A 24,243-nucleotide genomic window follows, 5' to 3' on the forward strand; every position below is an offset into this window, starting at 1 on the left:
CAATGGCGATCGGAAGAACATTCGAAATTCTCCGTTTGCTCCCACTGGTTCTTTTCACCGCTGATACATATCCTTTCTTCCATTGACAAATAATGTACCTAATATGGTGTACATAAAGGAGTGTAAGGTCATGGCAGTAAAAAGCGCAGGCGGCGGTAAATACCGCAAAATGTCGATGTCGCCAAAGGAGTACCAAGCCTTTGCTAAAACACGCGAGCCGTCGCGTTCCATATTCGGCAATTGTATTCGTGCATTTATTGTAGGTGGTGCCATCTGTGTGCTGGGGCAGGCCATCCAGCAGCTTTTTATTCATTTGGCTGGTATGAAGCCTGAGGATGCCAGCAATCCAACAGTTGCCGTGCTTATTATCATTTCCGTTATTTTAACGAGCATGGGAGTCTATGATAAAATCGCCCAGTTTGCGGGGGCAGGCTCAGCCGTTCCGGTGACTGGCTTCGCCAATTCAATGTGTTCTGCTGCACTGGAGCACCGGAGTGAAGGACTGGTGCTTGGCGTAGGGGGCAATATGTTCAAGCTGGCTGGCTCTGTTGTGGTATTTGGTACTGTGGCTGCTTTCTTCGTTGGTATCGCTCATCTTATATTTGGTACAGGCGGTGCACATTAGAATGCTGATGGGTAAGCAAACATGGAAATTTGAGAATCGCCCGGTCCTTATCGGGGCGGCAACGGTTGTTGGCCCCGATGAAGGCGACGGACCACTGGCCGCAGATTTTGATCTGGTCCACCCAGAGCTCGATATGCAGCAGAAAAGCTGGGAGAAAGCAGAGCGTTTGCTGATGGAGCAGGCATCGGAATTTGCGCTGAATAATGCCGGCATTGAAAAAGATCAGCTGCAGTTTTATGTCGGCGGCGATCTGATGAATCAAATCATCAGCAACAGCTTTGCCGCGAGAACACTTGGCGTACCCAATATTGGCGTGTTTGGAGCATGTTCAACCTCAATGGAGTCACTTGCGCTTGCTTCTCTGATGGTTAACTCGGGAGCCAGCCAATATGTACTTGCAGGAACCTGCAGCCATAACTGTACAGCAGAGAAGCAGTTCCGTTATCCGACAGAATACGGCGCGCAGAAGCCGCCAACAGCGCAATATACGGTGACCGGAGCGGGAGCGGTTGTAGTTGCAGCAACCGGAGAAGGTCCTGTTGTGGAATATGCAACAATCGGCAAAGTGATTGATCTGGGTATCAAGGACCCATTTAATATGGGCGCCGCTATGGCACCTGCTGCGGTAGATACGATTCAGGCTCATTTTAATGACACCGGACGAACACCAAAGGATTATGACTTAATCGTAACTGGAGATCTGGCCAGTGTGGGTCATCCGCTTGCGAAGGAGCTTCTGCTCAGGGATGGCGTACCGATGGATGATACGACGTTCAAAGACTGCGGACTGATGGTCTACGATGTAGACCGGCAGAAAGTACAGGCGGGGGGGAGCGGCTGCGGCTGCTCTGCCGTTGTGACTTATGGCCATCTGCTTAAGAAGGTCGCAAAAGGTGAGTTAAAGCGCATCTTAGTTGTGGCAACCGGGGCATTGCTGTCGCCCCTTTCCTTCCAGCAAGGTGAGAGCATTCCATGTATCGCACATGCCGTTGCGATCAGCGGCGGAAAGGAGTAACGAGTATGCAATTTCTATGGGCTTTTATCATAGGCGGCGCCATCTGTGTGGTGGGGCAGCTGTTGTTCGATGTAGTGAAGCTGACACCAGCGCATACAATGGCAACCCTTGTTGTTGTTGGCGCGATTGTCGACGGGGTAGGCTGGTACGAGCCACTGGTTGATTTTGCAGGTGCGGGTGCCACAGTACCGATTACGAGCTTTGGTAATGCACTTGTTCATGGTGCGCTGACCGAGCTGGAAAACTCGGGTTGGATCGGCGTTATCTCCGGTATCTTCAAGGTCACAAGCGCCGGGATTTCCGCGGCGATTATATTCTCCTTCCTGGCGGCGCTCGTTGTGCGCCCTAAGGGCTAGACTTACAAAAAAGCAGGTTTACCTTAATAAAGGGTAACCCTGCTTTTTCGTTTATTACTTGGTTATTCAATCACTTCTGCCGCGTGAGATCATTCTTGTCACCTGAATAATCAGCTTCAGGAAAAGGCTGTTCTGTGGGAAAGCCAGATAACGGGGCTCCCATTCTGGATCGAATTTATCTTTGAAGCGGCGTATGCCCTGGAATCCGTAGAAATGACTTCCTTTTAAGAACACCCATCTTGCAAGCTGTTCTCCGCGATAGGCATACATGGACTCTCCTACGCTGGCGAGTGGAGCCATTCCAAGATTGAAGACGTGATAGTCTTCCCCTTTAGCCCACTGCAGTATATGAACGAACAACACATCCATTACTCCGCTGAGACCATCTCGATGACGCATCAAGTCAATAGAAATGGATTTACCTTTATCATAAACCGGCATCATGCTGGCAAACGCAGCAAGACGATTCTCGCTATCCCGCAATACGGCAATAGGAGCAAGCTCAAGATATGATTCTTGAAAAGTGCCAAGCGAGAATCCTTTTTCTTTACTATCACCCAGCCATTCATCAGATACAGCTTTCAGTTCGGACCACAGCATGGGAGTGAAGGGCGGCTTGATGATTTCGAAAGTAAAGCCATTTCTCTCATAACGATTGCATGCCGCACGCAAATCCGCTTTACGCCGGCCAGATAATTGGAATTGATCCAGTTGGACGATGGCTTCTTCTCCAAGCTTGAAAAAACGATAGCCGAATTCATGATATAAAGGCAATTGTTCCGCTTTCACTTGATAAAAGACTGCTGTTGCTGCGTAACGGTCTGCGTAATCGCGGAATTGGCGAACAAGCAGTCGAACGGACACAGGATCACCAATCGGATCGCCAAGTGCAACTAAAGTTTTTCCAATACGTCCATATACGAGTACGGCTTTATGATCAGGCGTCCACATAAAGCTCTTATCACCCATGTACATCAAATGCGTCAAGAAATTGCCGGGGTGACGTTCAAGAAGCTGCTGCAGCTTCTCCCAATCCTGCGGACCGGGAGTAGGGGCAGGAGGAAGACTAGGGACAAATAGTCTTCTTACCGATAACAGAATCCAGCTGACAGCCAGTGCGAGCACCGCTTCCCGCAGCAGCTCGTCATCCTTTAGCGAATAACGGGCATACCATTTGGCATGGGCTAATACACCAGGTGGAATTTCATTCGTTGAGAGTCCTACAGATAAGTACAACACGATGACAAGCAGCGATATTCCAGCCCAAGTGAACGTTTTGCGTACTGTGAAGACGGACTCTTTTCGATTAAATCTGTCTTTGGACAGCCATAAAAGCAGGCAGACGAACAGAAGGAAGATCGCCTCTTCATATTCGAAGCCCTTCAGAATTAAGGCCAGCGTTCCGCCGACCAGCAGAATCAAGGCCATATAGTAAGCCCGTTTCACACGGAAACGGATACTTTCTGAGACCAGGATCATTAACAAACCGATCAGAACCGTAAGCTGATGTGAGCCTTTCATCGTAAAGGGAGTGACGAATTGCTCAAGCATATGCATACGATGCCAGTTGCCTGGAGTTGCAGCTGAGACAAGCAGCAGTACACCACTAATAAACACAAGTGCAGCGAGAGCCCAGGTACTAATATCACTTAGGACGGCTGTTTGGCTTGGCCAATTCCATATGGTATGCCATCGTTTGATGGCGGGTTTTAATACCTGCTGCTGGGTTTGTGCCCATTTTTCCTTACTAGGAATCCATTCCGTGGTAGCGAAGGCAAGTCCTAATGCCCAAGGAAGGAAGCAATAAAAAATCCGGTAAAGCACAATAACGGCGAGTCCTTGGTCCGGGGACAAGCCAAGATGTTGGAAGGCAAGCAGTACAATGGCGTCAAAAGAGCCTAATCCGCTTGGTACAAAGCTTGCCACCCCGGCAACAGCTGCGATGACATAGATGCTCATCGATTCACGTAGTCCAATAGGCAGACCCATCAGGTGTACAATTAACCAAAAAGATAGTCCTGCCATCATCCATTCTAGGAGGGAGGCTGCAATCATCTTTAATACCGGAGTTTTAACGATATTTGCCTCTTCTTGCTGCGCCGTTAGTCCTAGTATATTTCGCAGCTTCGGGAGTCTGCCAAGTGACGCGAACAACACGACATACAAGGCTACCAGGATTATAGCTATATACAACCATGGATGATGAACCAGCAGGCTGTGATCATTCCACACTCCTGCTAGCAGCAGAAGAGATAGAATAGACAGTCCTGTTAAGCCGGCTAACGATTGGTATATCAGAGACCGCAGCCAGTGCGGACCTTGCAAGCCCCATTTGCGGTAAAGCGTCAAGCGCAGCCCCGCACCGGTTAAACCAGCGAATCCGATGGCGTTATTAAATGAATTGGCGATCCAGCTTATTTTGAATAAAGCAGTATTAGGCAGCTTAGCGCGGTTCCATTTCATTAATATCACATCATAAGCTGACATGACCGCTACCGACAGAAAACAGAGAATACCAAGCTCGAGGTGATCGATCCAATGCAGATGCTTCAGCAAATGGAGAGCGGCGGCAGGGTGGATCTCTTTAATGAAGCCGCTGGTTTGCGTGTAAAGAAAGAGAAGGATAACAACGGGGAACAGGAATTTAAATACATTTTTGAACCGGTTTGTAAAGCTGGTTAGTTGAGTGAGCAACGATTGCACCTTCTTATGCGTATATAGGGATAAGAGTGTAGATATTGCCAATATATCATATGGAATTATCAATTCCTACTTTTCACAAATACGCCTTGTTTAGATGTTGGATTATGTGGAATCCTCCAATTTTTTTTGGCAGTTCGTTCATTTGTGCTAGCCAAAGGTACTGCTGTAAAATAGTACTAAATCCCCTTATTTTATACTCTTACTACTCTGCAGGAGGTATGTCTATGGAAACTCGTCTCGCCGATATGCAATTATGTTCTTCAATCCTTAGCAGCTTAAATGAATGTATCTTGGGAAAAGAAAATGAGATTGAACGACTAATGATAGCCGTCATCGGCGGCGGACATGTTCTGCTTGAAGATGTACCAGGCACAGGTAAAACTCAATTAGTGAAAGCGTTGGCTAAAACAATAGGTGGTCAATTCCGCCGTATTCAATGTAACCCTGACTTGCTCCCAACAGATATAACAGGCGTATCAATCTATCATCCTAAGCAGGAACAGTTTATTTTCCGTTCAGGACCAGTCATGACTAATGTACTGCTTGCCGATGAGATCAATCGGGCGACGACCAAGACACAAGCTGCCTTACTCGAAGCTATGGAGGAGGGGCATGTTACTGTCGACGGTGATACGTATATGCTTCCTAGTCCGTTTATTCTGCTGGCCACACAGAACCCAATTGACTTCGAGGGGACCTATTCCTTGCCGGAAGCACAGCTTGACCGGTTTATGATGAAGCTGTCGCTTGGTTATCCGAATGAAGCAGATGAACAGCGGATGGTGCTGTCAAGAGAAGGTGTTCATCCATCGGATCGGATGGAGCAATTATCCACTATCGAAGATATTGAACGGATTCAAGGACAGGTGCTTGCTGTTCATATGGATGATGCGGTCGGCAATTATTTAATTCAGCTCGTCCGGTCAACACGAACACATCCACAAGTTGTTCTTGGTGCAAGTCCTCGTGCGGCCATTGCTTTGTCCCGAGCGGCGAAAGCTAGCGCTTACCTGCAGCAGCGAACGTTTGTTACGCCGGATGATATTAAAAATCTTGCCCCATATGTGTTATCCCACAGAATGCTGCTTCATACAGATGCACGTATGAATGGGCTCAGGGCCGAGGACATCGTCGCCCAGCTGCTGGATATGGCCAAAGTTCCGGTTAGACTGGAGCGTTGATCCGATGAGCACGGTCGCGAAGACACGTAAACGATGGAAGCTTATCGCGTTTATTTATGGCGCTGCGTTATTTTATTTACTTTTTCAAGGTGGCAAGACTGCCTTGATGTTGTTTATGATTTTGAATGTTCTGCTGCTTTATCTTGCATTAGGCCGCTGGAGCGGGATTAGTCATGTATCTGGCAACCGGACCTATCGCCAGACAGGAGCGTCTGCCCATATCGAACAATCTTTGACGGCAGGCAGTACGCTTGATGTCCAGCTGTCGGTGAAAGTTCCTGGTGTATACCCAATTCCCTATGTACTGATTCGAGACAGGCTGCTCCGGCATAACGGACAGCGGCTGCATTTCGAGGCTTCCTTTGTTCCTAATTTCAAACGAGCCGGCGAGGTCTCGTACCAAACTCCGCCGCTGCAGCGCGGGGAATACCGCTTTGAGACAACAGAATGTATTTCTCATGATATATTCGGACTGTTCGAACATTCGGGCAGCTTCGGCTCGGAGACGGTATTCAGTGTTCTGCCTCAGATTATTCCGCTGCGTCAATGGCACAGCGTCCAAAGCGGCTTCCGTGGACCTTATTCCCATGCCGTCGCGCCTCGCGCAGCGAAAGAAACGACACAAATCAATGGTGTTCGTGAATATTTGTACGGCGACCGGTTATCGCGTATTCACTGGAACGCAACGGCGAAGACAGGAGATTGGAAGTCAAAAGCGTTCGAGAGAGAATCTCTTCCTCGTACCCTCCTAATTCTCGATCGGTATGCTGCTGATTATCCAGAACCTGCAGCAGAGCGGTTCGAGCTTGCTGTCTCTGCTGCAGCCTCTCTCATTGACAGCGGTTTGAAGGGAGATACGGCAATTGGCCTCATGTCTTCAGGCAAGAAGCTGACGATCCTGCCGCCAAAGGCTGGTGTGGAGCAGCGTGGCACGCTGCTGAAACATTTGACCTTTGTTGATGCTGATGCGGAGCAAAGTCTGTATAAAACTTTGCTTGCAGCAGATTCCCGGCTTGAGCCAGGTTCCTTCGCGGTCATTATAAGCGGTACTTCCGGGAAAGAAGCGATCCGCGCGATGGAATGGCTGTCCCGCAAAGGGTTGACGCCATGCCTTATGCATATTGGCGGAGTGAAGCGTCTTGAAGAGCAGTCGCGGCTGATGATTCGTAGCAAAGGCTGGACTTTATTTGAACTCAAACAGCTGCAGGAACTGCCCGCTGTTCTGGAAGGAGGCCGAGCATGAGCGTCTTTCCGCGGTTGTTTGCGTTTTGTCGATATGTAATGGTTAAGCTGACTCCGAATTGGTACTTGAAGCTGTCGCAATTGTTTATTGCACTTATGATTATGAATACCCTGCAAATATTTGAAGGCTTCTGGTGGGAGGAGACCTTTGCTGTCGCTACCTCTACGCTGCTGCTTGCCGTCGTCGTAGATTGGCTGCTGCCGCAGCGCATGAGAGTTATGCGCATTATCATTCAATCTCTGCTTGTATTGCTTGCCACCATACGTTTTGCTGAGCTTAAAAAGGTAACACCTGTACAGGAGCAAGACCAGGCGAACTGGACATTCTTCTTCGAGCGGTTATGGGGTTACGCTGAGCAGCTTCATCCTTTTATATGGATTAGTGGGGCTTTATTGCTGCTCTATATTTTGTTTGTACAATGGGTGACGACAAGACCTCGGTTATTTGGTTTTATAAGCGTAAATATCCTTGTCTTGACGATTGCGGATTCCTTTACTCCGATCTGGTTATGGGACGAGGTTGCTTTAATTGTATTCTTGAGCCTGATCTGGCTGGTAGCCAATCATTTGCATAGGCTTGAGCGCAATCATCCAAGCAGCTGGAAGGAATTAATTGAATATCCGCTGCAGCTGCTGCTGCCGATTGTTGTTGTACTGTCTGTCCTGATGACTGCAGGAATATTGATGCCAGGAATTTCGCCAATCATCCAGGATCCATACACGATGTGGAAAGAGTCCAAGGGTGAGACGGTTAATGTGTTCCTCGGTGATAAAAGTGTTGCATCCCCTGTTGATGTGAGCAGCAGCGAGTCAAGCTCCGGTTATGGAAGGGATGACTCCTCGCTAGGCGGAGGCTTTGATTTCGACTATTCACCGGTGATGAACATCACGACTTCGCATCGCAGTTATTGGCGCGGGGAGACAAAGACGGTGTATTCCGGAGCAGGCTGGTCGATCGACGACTCGGAGCTTAATCACATTACCACAGTGGGGAAAGACAAAGAGCTGCCACTAGTGCAAAGCCGTGAATTAGCAGAGACGATAAAGGTGGAACAGCAGGTTAGAATGGTCCGCAATGATATTTATCCTGTATTATTCTCTTCATATCCTGTTACATCGGTGCATTGGATAGATGATCCGGATGCGTCGGCTTTGCCGAAAAGCCTGCAATGGGCGGTTGATGAACAAGAGCTGATATGGTCTGACCGTCCGCTTAAAAGATTTCCGCAAAGCTATTCGGTTACTTCTGAAGTGACGGTATTAAATGAAGAAGGACTACGCAAGACGGAAGCGGCGTTTGCGGATGCAGCAGAAAATAAGAAATATTTGCAGCTGCCGTCTGATTTGCCCGGCCGTGTGAGAGCTCTTGCCGAGACCGTTACGGCGGAAGCAGTAGACGACTATGATAAAGCTAAGCTGATTGAGACGTATCTTCGTACGAACTTCCAGTATACGAATAAGCCAGATAAGTCGAAGCTGAGCGATGACAGTACGGATTTCGTTGACCAATTCCTGTTTGAATTGAAGGAAGGCTATTGCGATTACTTCTCGACAGCAATGGCAGTCTTGTCCCGCTCGGTTGGTCTGCCGGCACGCTGGGTGAAGGGCTTCTCCCCAGGAGTTCTCCCTGCATCCGAATATGTACCTTCAGCAGGTGGAGCCCCAAGTGAGGCGGAACTAAATCCAGATGGTGCAGGAACTTATACTGTTCGTAACTCTGATGCCCATTCCTGGGTCGAAATTTATTTTGATGGTTATGGCTGGATTCCATTTGAGCCAACGGCTGGATTCACTTTCCCGTACTCATTGCCTGAAGTGCAGGAGGAAGCATTGCCAACTCCAACGCTGGATGTGAGCACGGATACTGCGCCAGAGGAAGTGCCTGCAAGCAAGGATATTAATTTGTCGGCAATACTGTGGAGCACCGTTTCAGTCCTTGTTGTTCTTGTGATTGGATATGTCATGATCCGTTTCACACGGATACGCTTATGGCGACGTCCTTATTCTGGTAATGACAGGATTGTATGGGAGACAGAGAAGCTTCTTCGTCTCTGCAGACGCAAAGGTTATGAACGGCAGGAGCATGAGACGCTCCGAGAGGCAATTCAGCGATGGTCGCCAAGTCATAGGCGCTTGCAGAGCCTGCTCCGTGAAGTGCTTGATGAATTTGAACGTGCGAAGTATAGCACCGTACAAGCGACAAGTGTAGATACCGATCGATTTATTCTAAAAATTAAAGCGGTTAAAGAGGAATTGTAATTGTGCATGATATAGGTAAGAAATACCGCTCGCCTAATGGGAGCGGTATTTCTTTGCAACAAAATCCGAATATATGGTATAGTTTCGTAAGATAGCAGGAGAAGAGCGATAGAGCAGGGGGACTTTGGCAGAATGTTCGAGAGATTATTGCCGCATTTACGCGTAAATTCGGTGTATGAGATCCAGCTGGACGAGCTTTATAAGAAGGGTGTCCGCGGGATCATTACCGATCTAGATAATACGCTCGTAGGAGCACGTGAGCCGCTTGCAACGCCTCAGCTTACGAAATGGCTGGATGAAGTTCGAGACTTTGGCTTTAAAGTTGTGATCGTGTCGAATAATAATAAGACGAGAGTGTCGAAGTTCGCAGATCCGCTGGGCATTCCGTTTATTCATGCCGCACGCAAGCCGGCTAATAAATCGTTCAACAAAGCGCTTAGCGTATTAGGTCTGCCTGTGGAACAAACGGTTGTCTTAGGCGACCAGATGCTCACGGATGTGCTGGGAGGCAATCGTATGGGATTGTATACGATTCTGGTTACGCCTATAGCTCCTGCTGACGAAGGAATAATGACCCGGGTGAACAGGAGAATTGAGCGGTTTGTGCTTTCCCGTTTGCGTAAAAAAGGGACTTGGTATGAGGGGGAGACAAAGTGAGAGAAGAGCAGCAAAGTCAGTCGCATGCATGCGCAGGCTGCGGAGTGCAGCTCCAAACGGAGCGCCCGGAAGAATCGGGTTATTTGCCTGAATCGGCGATGGACCGGGAACCGGTCATCTGCCAAAGATGTTTCCGGATTCGTAATTATAATGAAGCTTCATCGATAACGGTCGATCAGGATGATTTCTTACGCCTGCTTGGCAGCATTGGGTCGACGGACAGCCTGGTTGTCCATATCGTCGACTTATTTGATTTTGAGGGCAGTTTAATTTCCGGCCTGCAGCGCTTTGTAGGCAATAATCCGATTGTGCTTGTGGTGAATAAAGTCGATCTGCTGCCGCGGTCGATGAATTTGAACCGCCTTCGCAATTGGGTGCAGCAGCAAGCCAAAGCAGAAGGGCTGCGGACCGTGGATATCGTCCTTTGCAGCGCTAAACGTAACATTGGCTTCGAGCATGTGATTGAAGCGTTAGAGCGCCATCGTAAGGGCCGGGATGTGTATGTCGTTGGCGCAACGAATGTCGGCAAATCCACGTTGATTAACCGTCTTATTCATGACTACAGCGATATGGAGCGCGAGCTGACAACTTCCCGCTATCCGGGAACAACGCTTGATGCAGTCCATATTCCGCTGGATGACGGCAAAGCCATTATCGATACACCGGGAATTGTGTATTCGACACGTATGACGGAAATTGTACCACGCGGCTTCCTGCAGTCTCTGCTGCCGGACAAACCGATTAAGCCACTTGTCTACCAATTAAATGATCAGCAATCGTTGTTCATCGGCAGCCTTGTGCGATTCGACTTTGTTGAGGGCGAGCGTCAATCGTTTACCTTCTATATCTCGAATGCGCTGAATGTACATCGGACGAAGCTGGAGCGGGCAGAAGAGCTGTATAAGGATCATCGCGGCGAGCTGCTTGGTGCACCATCTCGTGAAGAGCTTGATGAAATGCCGCCATGGACTCGTCACTCCATTCGTGTTCCACGCGGCGCGAAGAAGGATATTTTCTTGTCTGGTCTCGGCTGGATTCAAGTGAATGGTACTTCAGGTGCGATCGTTGACGTCTATGCGCCAAAAGGCATCAAGGTAGTGCTTCGCGATTCGCTTATATAGGAGAGGGGAACGGGAACATTGACGGGATCCGCGCTTGACACTGGAATTCCGGGTAACCGGATTGACAGCCATACCGTGCTGTATGGCGTTATCGGCGACCCTATTCGTCATTCGAAGTCGCCGATTATGATGAATCGCGCTTTTCGCGAGACAGGGATTAACGGAGCCTATATGGCCTTTCATATTACACCGGATAAGCTTGGGGAATTTGTAGCGGGCATTCGGGCAATGGGCATAAGAGGAGTTAATGTGACGATTCCTCATAAGCTGGATATTATGAATTATATGGACGAGATTGACGCTGGCGCCAGGACAATCGGCGCGGTCAATACGATCGTGAATGATAATGGTCGTTTAATCGGCTATAACACGGATGGTATTGGGTATGTTCGTTCCCTGAAGGAAGAAGCAGAACCAAATCTGGCAGGCAAACGGATTGTTGTTATCGGGGCTGGCGGCGCATCACGCGGGATTGTGTATGCGCTGGCCGGTGAACAGCCTGAGAGCATCACCATTGCCAACCGTTCAGTAGAACGGGCAGAGGAGCTTGCACAATCCTTCCGAACCCTGGCAGATATCCGCGCGACTGCGATGGATGAACTGCAGGGAGCTTGTCAGGAAGCGGATATTGTCATCAATACAACATCGGTAGGTATGCATCCTCATACGGATGCAAGTCCGATTGACGGATCATGGCTGAAGGCGGGCGCTGTCGCAAGCGATTTGATTTATAATCCGCTCCGTACAAAGTTTCTGCTGGATGCAGAGCAGCGCGGCTGTCGTGTACATGGCGGACTTGGCATGTTTATTTACCAAGGGGCGTATGCTTTCGAGTATTGGACAGGACAATCTGCACCTGTAGCAGCTATGCGTGAAACGGTATTACAATCCCTTGCCTTATAATAGGTACTAAGAATTATGACAACCCTATAGAGATGAAAGAAGGAAACAACAAATGTTAACTGGCAAACAAAAACGACACCTCAGATCGCTCGCTCATCATTTAACGCCGGTCTTCCAAGTAGGTAAAGGCGGCACGAACGAACAGCTGGTTCGTCATATTGAAGAAGCGATTGAAGTTCGTGAATTGATGAAGATATCTGTTCTGAACAATTGCTTGGATGACCCGAAAGAGATCGGAGCAGAAGTAGCGGAAGCTGCAGGTGCTGAACTGGTACAGGTTATCGGTAAAACGATTGTTCTCTACAAGCGAGCAACAGATGAGAAGAACCGTAAGATCGAGCTGCCAAAGGCTGCGAAATAACAGCCCCTTTATAGGAAGAGAAAGGTAGCGCGAATGAGAAGAATCGGTATTATGGGTGGAACATTCGACCCTATTCATATCGGCCACCTGATTGCGGCTGAAGCTGCACGTGATAGCCTCGGGCTCGACGAAGTTTGGTTTATCCCCACCTATCATCCTCCGCTTAAAGACAATCAGCCAGGCGTAAGCAGTGAATTAAGACTTCAAATGGTACAAGAGGCATTAGGAGGTAATCCGTGCTTCAAAGCGCTTGATATTGAGCTGCAGCGCGGAGGAATGAGCTATTCGATTGAAACAGTTCTTGAGCTGAAGAAGCGGCATCCTGATGACGCCTTTTCCTACATTATCGGTTCGGATCGGATCAATGATCTTCCGAAGTGGCATCGCATTGAAGAGCTGACCGAGCTTATTACTTTCATTGGGCTCGAGCGGGAAGGAACGCCGGTGCAGTTAGAACAGCTTCCGGATGATCTCCGCCAGCGTGTAACGATGTCTGCGATGCCGCCAATTGGGATATCATCGACCGATATCCGCAGCAGAGTACAGTCGGGACGTTCGATCGAATATTTGGTGCCGGACACCGTTCATCAGTTTATAAAGGGGAGAGGGCTTTATGAATCGTGAACAAATGATTGAGTCGGTCAGATCGCAAATGCCGGAGAAGCGCTGGAAGCATGTGGAAGGTGTTATGGCGACTTCTATTATTCTTGCAGAGCGGTTTGGGGAAGAACCGGTTAAAGCGGAGCTTGCAGCCATTTTGCATGATGTGGCGAAATTTTGGCCAATTGCCAAGATGGAACAGATAATCAGGGAGCAGCAGCTCGACCAAGGTCTGCTTACGCATGATAAAGCACTGTGGCATGCAGAAGTTGGCTACTGGGTAGCTGAGCATGAATATGGTGTCAAGGATCAGGATATCCTTGATGCGATTCGTTATCACACATCAGGCCGGGTCGGAATGACGAAGCTGGACAAAGTGGTATGTCTGGCGGATTATATAGAGCCTGGACGAGAGTTCCCAGGTGTAGAGCGAATTCGTGAACTAAGCGAGACTAACCTCGAACAGGCGTTGATAGCAGGTTTTGATTCCACGATCTCCTTTCTTGTGGAAAAAGGGAACCGGATTTATCCGCTTACAGTTGAGGCCCGTAATGATTTAATTGAACAGAAAAACTAGGAGGCTGAGCTATGACCGTACATTCAGATGAATTATTGCAAATAACGGTTGCAGCTGCGGATGATAAAAAAGCGCAGCGCATCGTGGCATTAAACTTGAAAGAGATTTCACTTGTGGCAGATTATTTTGTCATCTGTCATGGTAATTCAGATACACAGGTACAAGCGATTACGACGGAGATCCGCAAACAAGCTGAGATGCGCGGCGTACGTGTACGCGGCATTGAGGGTATGGATTCGGCACGTTGGGTACTGATTGACCTTGGCGATGTCATCGTTCATGTCTTCCATCGTGATGAGCGTGATTATTATAATATTGAGCGTTTATGGTCCGATGCGAAGGTAGTGGAGTTCGCATGAGTTTGGTAGCCGGTACAATTCTAACATTAAGGGTGGCACGTGAAGTGTCGCCCTACGGTTATTTTTTGACCGATGAAGAGTCGGAGGTGCTGCTGCACTATACCGAGCTTGTCGGCAAAAAACCAAAAATCAATGATCCCGTTGAAGTATTTATCTTCTTTGATTCCGAGGACCGGATTGCTGCAACGATGAAACGTCCTGCGCTTCTCCTTGGTGAGATGGCACGACTTAAGGTTGCTGATGTTCATCCGCGCCTCGGCTGCTTCTTGGAGTTTGGTCTGGGACGTCAGCTGCTATTGCCAATCTCTGAGCTGCCTGAGAAGTTTGAATTCCGTCCGCTACCCGGCGATGAAGTTCATGTCGTACTTGGCCATGATAAAGCCGGAAGATTGCTTGCAAGAACAGCCGGCGAGGATGAGCTGGGGCCATTAGTGTTCGAAGCTCCACAAGCATGGCGCAACCAATGGGTAGAAGGCTGGGTAACCAAGTCACTCCAGATGGGCTCATTCGTGCTAGTTGATGGAGGCGTTGTAGGATTTGGTGTATATGGACTTATCCCAGCACCAGAACGTGTACGTCCGCTTCGCTTGGGTGAGCGTGTATCTGCACGTGTCACATTCATTCGCGAGGATGGTCGTGTCAATCTATCGATGGCTAAGCTGAAGCAGGAAGGACGGCTTGAGGATGCTGACCGCATTCTCGCATTCCTGAAGGAGCGTCCAGGCGGCGGTATGCCTTATTCCGATGAATCGCCCGCAGATACAGTTAAGCAGCGGTTCGGAATCAGTAAATCAGCCTTTAAACGCGCGTTAGGCAAGCTGATGCGTGAAGGTTTGATTACGCAAAAGGGAAGCTGGACCTATCTGGCAGATTCGGCTGAAGCAGATTCTGCAGATTCCGAGGCAGGTACTCCGGCGCATCGTATGGAGGAATAGCAAAATGGATGCATACGGTCAATTCGCATCGGTCTATGACAAGCTGATGCAGGACATGCCTTATGAAGAGTGGCTGCAGTTTGCCCATGACAGCTGGGAGCGCTATGGTATGCCAAAGACCGTGGCGGATCTTGGCTGTGGAACGGGCAGTATAGCCATTCCACTCGCTCTATCCGGATTAGAAGTTTATGGTATCGATCTGTCGGCAGATATGCTGACCGTTGCCCGCAGCAAATGGGACGAGTCTTCTTCCCAGGTAGGACGTGCGCGTGGCACGGCGACGTGGCTGGAGCAGGATATGAGAGACTGGACGCTGGCGGAGCCCGTGGATACTGTCATCTCCTTCTGTGACTGCATCAATTATTTGACCGAGGAAGAGGATGTTGAAGCTGCTTTCCAGGCAGCATACGACAATTTACGTGAGGGTGGACTTTTTTTATTTGATGTTCATGCTCCTAAAGTGTTCCTTCGTTATTCGGAGGAGCAGCCTTTCGTGCTTGACGAAGATGAGGTCGCCTATATATGGACTTGCGAGCTGGACGAGTCCCGCACTCAGATCGAGCATCATTTGACGATCTTTGCGGAGGAGAGAAGCGGCAAGTTCGAGCGTTTTGAGGAAATGCACGCGCAGCGTGCATACGACCGCAGCTGGATGGAAGCTGCTTTGAAGAAAGCGGGTTTCCGCACGGTGGATTGTTATGCGGACTTCGAGCTTGAGCCAGCGGGGAATGATTCGGAACGTTTATTCTTTGCAGCGGTGAAATGATAAAGTGATATTAAAGTAAACAGGGTTGTCTTCCTTCACATCAAGTGAGGGAGACAACCCTGTTGTTGTTTTCGAATTTAAGGCGCCGTAATCGTATCTGTACGCTCGTCAGATTGTTCCTCCGTCACCTTGTGGGGAGGAACGAAGCAACGACGGCAGCGAGGCTCGTAGCTCTCCGTATCGCCGACCAAAAACACGGGGCCAAGTTTTGCCGGCTGCCCATTCACAATACGCTGCGTGAAAGTGGCTTCGGCATCGCCGCATACCGCGCAGAAGGACGTTAGTTTGACAATTTCGTCGGCAATGGCGAGCAAACCGCCGATATATCCGAACTCTTTTCCTCTGTAATCCATATTCAGGCCATCCACAATAATGTGTTTGCCCTGATAGGCTAGTTCTTCTACTAGAGCGATGATAGGTTTGCCGAAAAAGGATGCTTCATCAAACGCGACGACATCAGCGTCCTTGGTCTCGCGTAAGATCTGTTCGACGGAAGCAGGAGGAAGTTCCCCTGGCACGTTGGTTGCCGGAAGACGGTAGCCGATCCGGCTGACGATCTCCTCCGTGCTGAAGCGATTATCTTCAGCCGGCTTATAGGCCTGAACCTTCTTACGCCCGTATTTCATCAGCTTCTGACAGCGTCTAATGAGCTCCCCTGATTTCTCCGAAAACATAGGCCCGATAATGATCGTAATGAAACCTCTATCCATGACTTATCCCTTACCTTTACTGATTGGTTGTATCATTTTAGCAGAATAAGTCGTAAAAGCAACAGGGGTATTCGACATGTTTTTTCGAAAGTCGACACTAGATATTGATTTTGCTCTAAATCTTTCCGGTCGAAATACCGATCTAATTATTATTCTCTTAATGCATCCTTCAATCTGCTGTTCATGCTATCGAGGGAAGAGGATCCACGGGCAGCAGCTAGTCTCAAACGTTTCAACTCCTGCTTTAAGCGGTCATTCTCCTGCGTTAGTCCATCTATGTAAGGCAGCAGAGCGGGTACCTGGTAGCCCGCATCCTGGAACAGTTGAAGCACAGCTTCACGCATCTGTTCTGGCGTTACTTGCTTGTCCATTTGAACCTCCATATTAGCAATAAAATGTCACTATCCCATCATATCCGCATCTGTTAAAATAGTCGAGTGCCGAAAAAGGGCGAATAAATAATTTCTCCATATTTTTCATTGACGGAGCCTATATCTTGATGTAGAATCAAATTCAGCAACTAGATATTGAGTTATGTAGTCAGATTTCAACGGAATTGTCAACTAGCGCATTTGACATCTTTGCTGTCAGAAGCGCTTTTATATTGCTGAATTTCGGCAAAAACGCTGTTACAAGACGGATGCTTACGAAGTAAGAATTGCTTCGCAATTCTTTGAAGGAGAGAGAGACATGCTGGTAGTCTATGAATCAAGAACAGGCAATGTGAAACGCTTTATCAATAAATTGAATATGAGAGCGGTGCCCATTACTGAGCTTGATTTGGTGGACGAGCCTTACGTTCTGGTCACGTATACGACTGGATTTGGTCAAGTACCGGAACGTGTCATGTCCTTCTTGAACCGGAATGGTGAGAACCTTCGCGGGGTATCCGCAAGTGGGAATCGTAACTGGGGAGACGGGTTTGCGAAGAGTGCGGATACGATCTCGAGCCTGTTCGACGTGCCTGTAATATCGAAGTTTGAATTATCCGGTACCAATCAAGATATGGAATACTTTGTCGAAAGGGTGCGAAATATTGAAACATATCGAACTGAACAACGAATTGATGCAACGCGGAGCGGACGGCTTCTATCAATTGGATAAAGATAAAGAGGCGGTTGTCGCTTTTATGGAGGAAGTAGACGCAAAGAGCGTTAAATTCGCTTCCCTTCGTGAAAAGCTGGACCACCTTATAGAGAATGATTATTACGACAATGTATATGAGAAGTATACATATGAGCAGATTGAAGCGGTGTTCCTGCTTACAGAGAGCAGTGGCTTCCAATTCGAGTCTTATATGGCAATCTCGAAATTCTACAAAGACTATGCCATGAAGACTAACGATAAATCGAAATACTTGGAGCAATACCATGACCGCGTAGCAATTGTTGCGCTGAGCCTCGGCGAAGGCGATGCTGATAAAGCACTTCGTATAGCGGAAGCAATGATCGAGCAGCGCTTGCAGCCGGCTACTCCAACGTTCCTGAACGCTGGCAAGAGCCGCCGCGGCGAAATGGTGTCCTGTTTCCTGCTTGAAATGGACGATTCCCTGAACTCGATTAACTACGTGCTTGGTACTTGCATGCAGCTGTCGAAGATCGGCGGCGGTGTTGCGGTCAATCTGTCGAAGCTGCGTGGACGCGGCGAAGCGATTAAAGGTGTAGAGGGCGCTGCAAAAGGCGTTATGCCGGTACTGAAGCTGATGGAGGATGCCTTCTCCTATGCAGACCAAATGGGTCAGCGTAAAGGCTCAGGCGCAGGCTACTACAACATTTTCGGCTGGGACATTATTGAGTTCCTTGATTGTAAGAAAATTAATGCTGATGAGAAGACACGTATCAAAACGTTGTCGATCGGCCTGATCATTCCTAATAAATTCTATGAGCTGGCTGCTAAGAACGAAACTTTGCATGTATTTGGACCTCATTCCGTTCATAAAGCATACGGCAAACATCTTGATGACATGGATATGGACGTTATGTACGAAGAGCTGCTTGCTAACGAGCAAGTTGTGAAAAAAGCAGTAATGAACGCACGTGATATGATGACGAAGATTGCTTCGATTCAATTGGAATCCGGCTATCCTTACATTATGAACAAATCGAATGCTAACCGTGTCCATGCTTTGAAGGATATCGGTCAAATCAAGATGTCTAACCTCTGTACCGAAATTTTCCAAGTGCAAGAGACTTCGACAATCAATGATTACGGCATGGACGATGTAATTCGCCGCGACATCAGCTGTAACCTGGCTTCCCTGAACATTGTGAATGTCATGGAACGCAAGAAAATTAAAGAATCGGTTCACGTTGGTATCGAAGCATTGACGACTGTCAGCGACGTATCGGAAATCGACAATGCACCTGGTGTGCGTAAAGCGAACGAAGAGCTGCATTCCGTCGGCCTTGGCGCGATGAACCTGAATGGCTTCTTCGCTAAAAATAAAATTGCTTATGAGAGCGACGAAGCAAAAGAATTCGCGAGTGCGTTCTTCATGATGATGAATTATTATTCGATTGAGAAAAGTATGGAAATTGCAAAAGAGCGCGGCAGAACGTTCAAAGACTTTGATCGCTCGGAATATGCAAAAGGCACTTATTTCACTCGTTATATCGAGACGGACTTCCGTCCAGCATCGGATAAAGTACTAGCTCTGTTTGAGGGCATGGACATTCCAACGCCACAAGATTGGGCAGCTTTGCAAGAGAAAGTACAGAAGTACGGCTTGTACCATGCTTACCGTCTGGCGATCGCGCCAACACAAAGCATCTCGTACATCCAAAACTCTACTTCGAGCGTTATGCCGATCGTAGAACATATCGAGACACGTACGTATGCGAACTCGACGACGTATTATCCAATGCCTTACCTGGCTCAGGAAAACTACTTCTACTATAAATCGGCTTACAATATTGATCAGTTCAAGCTTATTGACCTGATTTGGGAAATTCAGCAGCACGTAGACCAAGGCATCTCGACGGTTCTGCATGTAAACAGCAACGTTACAACTCGTGAACTGGCTCGTTTCTATATTTACGCAGCTCAGAAGGGTCTGAAATCGCTCTACTATACGAGAACGAAGCGTCTTTCCGTTGAGGAATGCACAAGCTGCGCCGTATAATTCGAACTAACGATAAGGCTGCTGGATGATCCGTGTCGGAAAGCAGCCTTCTACCAAAGGAGCAGGATTTGATGAAAGCAGTAAACTGGAACCGTCCAGATGACGATTTTACTCTTACATTCTGGCAGCAGAACGTTATGCAGTTCTGGACAGATGAAGAAATTCCACTCTCCGATGATAAAATGGACTGGATGGAAATGAGCGACATCGAGCGCAGCGTATACAAAAACGTGCTTGGCGGCTTGACGCTTCTCGATACAATTCAAGGCGGCATTGGCATGCCTAAAATTTTGGAGCATGTAGAAGGCCTGCAGCGCAAAGCAGTATTGGCGTTTATGTCGATGATGGAGCAAATCCATGCGAAGTCGTACTCCAGTATCTTTACAACACTGGCATCTACAGAAGAGATCGATGCAATCTTCCAATGGGTAGAGACGAATGAGCACCTGCAGAAGAAAGCGAACCTTATCGCTTCCTGGTACGCTGGCATCGAGACTAATCAGCAGTTATACAAAGCGATGGCAGCTTCGGTATTCCTCGAAAGCTACCTATTCTACAGCGGCTTCTTCTATCCGCTATACTTGGCTGGCCAAGGCAAAATGACGAGCAGCGGCGAAATCATCGACTTGATCCTGCGCGACGAAAGTATCCATGGTCTATATGTAGGTGTGCTTGCACAAGAGCTGTTTAATGAGTTCAGCCCTGAAGAGCAGGCGCAATTGAAAGAAGAGGTATATGCACTTCTGAACACATTGTATGAGAATGAAGTCTTATACACAGACAGCCTGTACAGCCCGCTTGGTCTGGAGGAAGAAGTGAAGACTTACGTCCGTTACAATGCGAACAAAGCGCTTATGAACCTTGGCTTTGAACCTCATTTCCCTGAGGAGCCGGTTAATCCGATTGTCTTCAACGGAATCAGCACACATACAAAGCAGCATGACTTCTTCTCGAAAAAAGGTAATGGTTATGTACGTACCGTTCACATTGAGCAATTACGTGACGAGGATTTCGTGTTTAATATGTAAATCGATGTACAGTCGGCTCTCTGAGCCGGCTGTTTTTTTGCATGAGAGCAACCGGAAAAAACAATTATAACACTATCCTAAAAATGGCAGCCATGTTACACTATTGGCGAATAAATGCTCATCCCAGCTTCAATTCTTTGAGCAATTGCTTACGAAGTAAGTTTTGCTTCAATTCTTAGAGTTTATAAATTTCCTTATAAACTTGGCTTAGAATTCACCGGATTGAAACGTGCTCTGCCGCCTAAGGACGGCGTTGCCGTTTCACCTTGGCAAAACTTTTTAGGAGGAATTTGCTTGGACAACTGCTCCATTATTACGAAGCCTGCTATTCATTTGGCTGGAATTAGTTACTGTGGACCGTATTCTTCGTTTCCGGATGAAGCGATCCGGCTTCAGAGCGAATTTCAATCACGCAAACATGAGTTAAACACCGTATCCAAATCACCCGTATTATACAGCCCATACTTCGGGAACGAAGTATTCGCATCTTATTGGGCTTGTTATGAAGTTCATCATATGGAGGAGCTGCCACGCGGAATGGTGCAGTTCACCATCCCAGAGCATCGATATGCAATGGTTGCAACAACAAACAAACGGATCGGTGAAGCGTATGAGCAGTTATTCACCTGGATGAACGAACGAAAGCTGAACAAGCATGACAGCGCACTCGCCATTGAAGTCTTTTATATTGACGAACGGCATTTGGAAGAAGAGGAAGTGGAGCTTCTTATTCCTCTTCAGGATGAGTAATGATAAACAGGGTACCCATGGGTTCAATGTCATTAAGTTTAAGCTAACTTAATGACAATGACCTTGGGGTTGTCCCTGTTTTTTTCTTTCGTTTATACTGTACAAGAGAGAAGGAGGACGGAAGCGATGAAGCCGATATATATCGTTGATGCATTTGCAAGCGAGCCATTCCGTGGAAACCCGGCTGCGGTCTGCCTTTGCGAACAACCGGAGGATGAACGGTGGATGCAGCAGGTGGCGGCAGAAATGAATTTGTCCGAGACAGCATTTCTGGTTCCGATTGATGACGGCTATGACCTGCGTTGGTTCACGCCGGAGACGGAGGTTGATCTTTGCGGGCATGCAACGCTGGCTGCTGCCTATATGCTTTGGCATACAGGGAGATTGAGCTACAATCAGACAGCCCGGTTTGTCACCAAAAGCGGGGTTCTGACGGTTACCTATGATGCGGTCGACGGCTGGATGACGATGGATTTTCCGGAGGAGGCGCCTCAGCCTGTACATGCGCCGGAGGCGTTAATTCAAGGGCTGGGGCTTATTCCGAGATATACGGGCAAAAACCGCATGGATTATGTCGTTGAGATTGACAGCGAGCAGACGGTACGAAGTTTGAAGCCGGACCAGCAGCAGCTTATGGCGGCAGGAGGCAGAGGTGTCATTGTGACGTCGAAAGCGGCCGCAGGTTCGCCGTATGATTTTGTCTCCCGTGCGTTTTATCCAAGTGCAGGTATTATGGAGGACCCGGTAACAGGTTCGGCTCATTGTGCGCTGGCGCCTTATTGGGCAAGGAGACTCCGCAAGCAGGAGTTGACGGGCTATCAGGCATCGAAGCGCGGGGGAATCGTCAAGGTGGCATTAGCGGGAAATCGAGTCCTGCTGACGGGTCAAGCGAAGATGATTATGCAAGGTGCACTTGAACTATAGCTAATTACAACAAGCAGGGAGCACAGATTGTGATGAACTACGATGTTATTTTATTTGATGCTGACGATACGCTGTTCGACTATAGGAAGGCTGAGGACTTTGCGCTCACCAGTGTATTTGAGGAGTTTGGGATACAGTCACCCGATACCGATTTTGTAGCCCTTTATAGGACCATCAATCAGGAGCTATGGAATGACTTCGAGAAGGGCGCGATATCGCTTGCTGATCTCCGAGTAGAGCGGTTCAGTCGACTGTTCACAGGTACGGGCTTCACTATTGGCGCTGATGAGTTCAGCAGCAGGTATTTGGGTTACCTTGGGTCTGGCGCCTACTTACTTGATGGTGCAGTGGAGTTGGTGGAAGAGCTGAAGGAGAAACTCCGACTGGCTATTATTACGAACGGTATTCGTGAGGTGCAGCTGTCCCGGTTTGCTAAGGCGGATATGGCCAAATATTTCGAGCATATTATCGTATCCGAGGATACAGGATTTCAGAAGCCTCATCTTGGCATATTTGAATACACCTTTAATAAGCTAGGGATCACAGATCCAAGCAGAGTACTGATCGTTGGGGATTCGTTAACCTCTGATATTCAAGGCGGATTGAACAGCGGTATCGACACCTGCTGGTACAATCCGAATAACAAGCCGAATCATACCCTCATTAAGCCCAAATTTGAAATTAAAACATTATCCGAGGTGCTAACGCTGCTATGACGCATTACTATTCGCATATTTTATTTGATTTGGACGGGACACTAACCGATCCGAAGCTTGGTATTACAAGTGCTATCCAATACGCGCTTAGTAAATTTAGCATTGAAATTGATAATCTAGACGTTCTTGATCCTTTCATTGGACCACCACTTGCAGGCTCGTTCAAGGAGTTTTATGGGTTTACGGATGAACAGTGCTCTCAAGCAATTACGTATTACCGAGAATATTTCGCTGAAAGAGGTATGTACGAGAATGTGCGCTACGAGGGCATCAAGGAGTTGCTTGCTGCCTTGAAGGAACTAGGGGCTAACTTGTTTGTTGCTACCTCGAAGCCAACCTTTTTCGCTGAGAAAATTATTGCGCATTTCGAGATGAGCGAATACTTTGATTTTATTGGCGGGAGCAATTTGGATAATACCCGCGTTGATAAAGGGGAAGTAATCGAGCATGTTATGCAAACCTGCGGTATCGCACCAGAAGATGCCATTATGATCGGTGACCGCAAGCATGATATTATCGGGGCTAAGCGGCATGGCATGGACTCCATTGGAGTGGGCTATGGGTACGGCAGCGAAGAAGAATTGAGGCTTGCGGAACCGACATATTTGGCGGGAACGGTTGAAGAGCTAGGCAAGCTGCTTGCTGGATTGGTAAAAAATAATTGATTTCTTCAAGAACTTCAAGGCGATCGCTTGTCGGTCGCCTGAAGAATACTGGTTCTTATGACCCCTTTGATTCCCCCTGGACGCAACGCTAAGCAAATCCCCATTAAACCGATTCAGGTTAGTTTTCATTCTCTTTAACCTCCCCATGTACGAACACAACTTCCTTCCATACGACATTAGTCTGAGTCATGAGCCTCAGACTATGATCAGCACTTTGGACACGTCGAATAGCCCTGCTGTCCCCTCCACACCGTCCGCTAACGAACGCGGCTCGAGCGAAGATCTGAAGCAAGGCTCGCCAAACTTAAGACCAATGCGCATTCATGTCTGTCAGTGTTCCGGGGGGCCGAACCGCTTGATGGAGCGAATACGAGCGCGTTCGATTTCTACCTTACGATTGCGCTGCGGGCTGTTTGTCACCAATGTGGACAACAGCTTCTCCGCGGCTGCGGCCACCTCTTGAATGGCCTGCTGAAAAGCGACTTCATTAGCCTTGGATGGTTGATTGAAGCCCGACAGCTTCCGGACGAACTGCAAGGAAGCCGCCTGAATTTCGTCCGCCGTTGCGGGCGGATCGAAGTTGAATAACGTTTTAATATTTCTGCACATGACCGATCACCGTCCTCGTTATCTTTTGTTTGCCAAGACAGGAAATTCTAGTCTCTTGCC

26 protein-coding genes are annotated in these 24,243 nt (G+C 48.2%); 22 read left to right on the forward strand and 4 right to left on the reverse strand.

Annotated elements, in window-relative coordinates:
- Window positions 1–130: 130 nt before the first annotated feature.
- The 3 genes from spoVAC to spoVAE are packed head-to-tail and all read left to right on the forward strand — an operon-like array spanning window position 131 to window position 1,996.
- Window positions 131–625 (forward strand): stage V sporulation protein AC, encoded by a 495-nt coding sequence (spoVAC, locus tag AC0YNT_RS26810; protein ID WP_167277369.1) that lies wholly within the window; start codon window positions 131–133, stop codon window positions 623–625.
- Between the two features lies 1 nt (window position 626).
- Window positions 627–1,640: a stage V sporulation protein AD gene (gene spoVAD / locus AC0YNT_RS26815; RefSeq protein WP_475807367.1), complete on the forward strand. Its 1,014-nt coding sequence runs from the start codon at window positions 627–629 to the stop codon at window positions 1,638–1,640.
- 5 nt (window positions 1,641–1,645) lie between these two features.
- Window positions 1,646–1,996 carry a stage V sporulation protein AE gene (gene spoVAE, locus AC0YNT_RS26820; protein WP_167277373.1) on the forward strand — a complete coding sequence of 117 codons (351 nt, stop codon included), beginning with the start codon at window positions 1,646–1,648 and terminating at the stop codon, window positions 1,994–1,996.
- A 66-nt stretch (window positions 1,997–2,062) separates the two neighbouring features.
- On the opposite strand, the gene mprF is transcribed toward spoVAE, so the two are convergent.
- Entirely contained in the window at window positions 2,063–4,690 is a 2,628-nt protein-coding gene (mprF, locus tag AC0YNT_RS26825; protein WP_475807368.1) for a bifunctional lysylphosphatidylglycerol flippase/synthetase MprF, read from the reverse strand.
- A gap of 233 nt (window positions 4,691–4,923) precedes the next feature.
- On the opposite strand from mprF, the gene AC0YNT_RS26830 reads away from it, so the two are divergent.
- From AC0YNT_RS26830 to AC0YNT_RS26885, 12 genes are all read left to right on the forward strand, one after another.
- Window positions 4,924–5,880, forward strand: a complete 957-nt coding sequence (locus AC0YNT_RS26830; protein ID WP_475807369.1) for an AAA family ATPase — start codon at window positions 4,924–4,926, stop codon at window positions 5,878–5,880.
- A gap of 4 nt (window positions 5,881–5,884) precedes the next feature.
- Window positions 5,885–7,123, forward strand: a complete 1,239-nt coding sequence (locus AC0YNT_RS26835; RefSeq protein WP_475807370.1) for a DUF58 domain-containing protein — start codon at window positions 5,885–5,887, stop codon at window positions 7,121–7,123.
- Window positions 7,120–9,381, forward strand: a complete 2,262-nt coding sequence (locus tag AC0YNT_RS26840) for a transglutaminase TgpA family protein (protein ID WP_475807371.1) — start codon at window positions 7,120–7,122, stop codon at window positions 9,379–9,381. The genes AC0YNT_RS26835 and AC0YNT_RS26840 overlap by 4 nt, the downstream gene beginning before the upstream one ends.
- A 132-nt stretch (window positions 9,382–9,513) precedes the next feature.
- Window positions 9,514–10,038, forward strand: a complete 525-nt coding sequence (locus AC0YNT_RS26845) for a YqeG family HAD IIIA-type phosphatase (RefSeq protein ID WP_167277383.1) — start codon at window positions 9,514–9,516, stop codon at window positions 10,036–10,038.
- Window positions 10,035–11,159, forward strand: coding sequence for a ribosome biogenesis GTPase YqeH (gene yqeH / locus AC0YNT_RS26850; protein WP_441894612.1), 1,125 nt, complete (start codon window positions 10,035–10,037; stop codon window positions 11,157–11,159). Before AC0YNT_RS26845 ends, yqeH begins: the two co-directional genes overlap by 4 nt.
- Window positions 11,160–11,177: 18 nt before the next feature.
- Window positions 11,178–12,062, forward strand: coding sequence for a shikimate dehydrogenase (gene aroE, locus AC0YNT_RS26855; protein ID WP_441894613.1), 885 nt, complete (start codon window positions 11,178–11,180; stop codon window positions 12,060–12,062).
- Between the two features lie 52 nt (window positions 12,063–12,114).
- A complete protein-coding gene (yhbY, locus tag AC0YNT_RS26860; RefSeq protein ID WP_475807372.1) occupies window positions 12,115–12,423 on the forward strand; it encodes a ribosome assembly RNA-binding protein YhbY in 309 nt (102 codons plus the stop codon).
- Window positions 12,424–12,456: 33 nt separating this feature from the next.
- Window positions 12,457–13,047 (forward strand): nicotinate-nucleotide adenylyltransferase, encoded by a 591-nt coding sequence (gene nadD / locus AC0YNT_RS26865; protein WP_475807373.1) that lies wholly within the window; start codon window positions 12,457–12,459, stop codon window positions 13,045–13,047.
- Window positions 13,037–13,600: a bis(5'-nucleosyl)-tetraphosphatase (symmetrical) YqeK gene (gene yqeK, locus AC0YNT_RS26870; RefSeq protein ID WP_475807374.1), complete on the forward strand. Its 564-nt coding sequence runs from the start codon at window positions 13,037–13,039 to the stop codon at window positions 13,598–13,600. Before nadD ends, yqeK begins: the two co-directional genes overlap by 11 nt.
- An 11-nt stretch (window positions 13,601–13,611) precedes the next feature.
- The gene (gene rsfS / locus AC0YNT_RS26875; protein ID WP_475807375.1) at window positions 13,612–13,959 is read left to right on the forward strand and encodes a ribosome silencing factor; all 348 of its coding nucleotides are present in this window, start codon (window positions 13,612–13,614) and stop codon (window positions 13,957–13,959) included.
- Window positions 13,956–14,894, forward strand: a complete 939-nt coding sequence (locus AC0YNT_RS26880) for a CvfB family protein (RefSeq protein ID WP_475807376.1) — start codon at window positions 13,956–13,958, stop codon at window positions 14,892–14,894. Before rsfS ends, AC0YNT_RS26880 begins: the two co-directional genes overlap by 4 nt.
- A gap of 4 nt (window positions 14,895–14,898) precedes the next feature.
- Complete coding sequence (locus AC0YNT_RS26885) at window positions 14,899–15,660, forward strand: class I SAM-dependent DNA methyltransferase (RefSeq protein WP_475807377.1); 762 nt, start codon at window positions 14,899–14,901, stop codon at window positions 15,658–15,660.
- Between the two features lie 77 nt (window positions 15,661–15,737).
- Here AC0YNT_RS26885 and AC0YNT_RS26890 read toward each other — a convergent pair whose 3' ends face one another.
- Window positions 15,738–16,370, reverse strand: a complete 633-nt coding sequence (locus tag AC0YNT_RS26890) for a thymidine kinase (RefSeq protein WP_475807378.1) — start codon at window positions 16,368–16,370, stop codon at window positions 15,738–15,740.
- Between the two features lie 149 nt (window positions 16,371–16,519).
- Complete coding sequence (locus tag AC0YNT_RS26895) at window positions 16,520–16,741, reverse strand: hypothetical protein (protein WP_441894620.1); 222 nt, start codon at window positions 16,739–16,741, stop codon at window positions 16,520–16,522.
- Between the two features lie 319 nt (window positions 16,742–17,060).
- On the opposite strand from AC0YNT_RS26895, the gene nrdI reads away from it, so the two are divergent.
- From nrdI to AC0YNT_RS26930, 7 genes are all read left to right on the forward strand, one after another.
- Window positions 17,061–17,474 carry a class Ib ribonucleoside-diphosphate reductase assembly flavoprotein NrdI gene (nrdI, locus tag AC0YNT_RS26900; RefSeq protein ID WP_475807379.1) on the forward strand — a complete coding sequence of 138 codons (414 nt, stop codon included), beginning with the start codon at window positions 17,061–17,063 and terminating at the stop codon, window positions 17,472–17,474.
- Entirely contained in the window at window positions 17,407–19,491 is a 2,085-nt protein-coding gene (gene nrdE / locus AC0YNT_RS26905) for a class 1b ribonucleoside-diphosphate reductase subunit alpha (protein WP_475807380.1), read from the forward strand. Before nrdI ends, nrdE begins: the two co-directional genes overlap by 68 nt.
- A 71-nt stretch (window positions 19,492–19,562) precedes the next feature.
- Window positions 19,563–20,519, forward strand: a complete 957-nt coding sequence (gene nrdF / locus AC0YNT_RS26910; RefSeq protein ID WP_475807381.1) for a class 1b ribonucleoside-diphosphate reductase subunit beta — start codon at window positions 19,563–19,565, stop codon at window positions 20,517–20,519.
- A gap of 294 nt (window positions 20,520–20,813) precedes the next feature.
- Window positions 20,814–21,269 (forward strand): GyrI-like domain-containing protein, encoded by a 456-nt coding sequence (locus tag AC0YNT_RS26915; protein ID WP_167277411.1) that lies wholly within the window; start codon window positions 20,814–20,816, stop codon window positions 21,267–21,269.
- A 126-nt stretch (window positions 21,270–21,395) separates the two neighbouring features.
- Window positions 21,396–22,193 carry a PhzF family phenazine biosynthesis protein gene (locus tag AC0YNT_RS26920; protein WP_475807382.1) on the forward strand — a complete coding sequence of 266 codons (798 nt, stop codon included), beginning with the start codon at window positions 21,396–21,398 and terminating at the stop codon, window positions 22,191–22,193.
- Between the two features lie 32 nt (window positions 22,194–22,225).
- Window positions 22,226–22,909, forward strand: coding sequence for a YjjG family noncanonical pyrimidine nucleotidase (locus AC0YNT_RS26925; RefSeq protein ID WP_475807423.1), 684 nt, complete (start codon window positions 22,226–22,228; stop codon window positions 22,907–22,909).
- A complete protein-coding gene (locus tag AC0YNT_RS26930) occupies window positions 22,906–23,574 on the forward strand; it encodes an HAD family hydrolase (RefSeq protein ID WP_475807383.1) in 669 nt (222 codons plus the stop codon). The genes AC0YNT_RS26925 and AC0YNT_RS26930 overlap by 4 nt, the downstream gene beginning before the upstream one ends.
- Window positions 23,575–23,904: 330 nt before the next feature.
- Here AC0YNT_RS26930 and AC0YNT_RS26935 read toward each other — a convergent pair whose 3' ends face one another.
- Window positions 23,905–24,183, reverse strand: coding sequence for a DUF2277 domain-containing protein (locus AC0YNT_RS26935; protein WP_475807384.1), 279 nt, complete (start codon window positions 24,181–24,183; stop codon window positions 23,905–23,907).
- Window positions 24,184–24,243: the final 60 nt, after the last annotated feature.

The sequence above is a fragment of the Paenibacillus sp. J22R56 genome, from assembly GCF_056269375.1.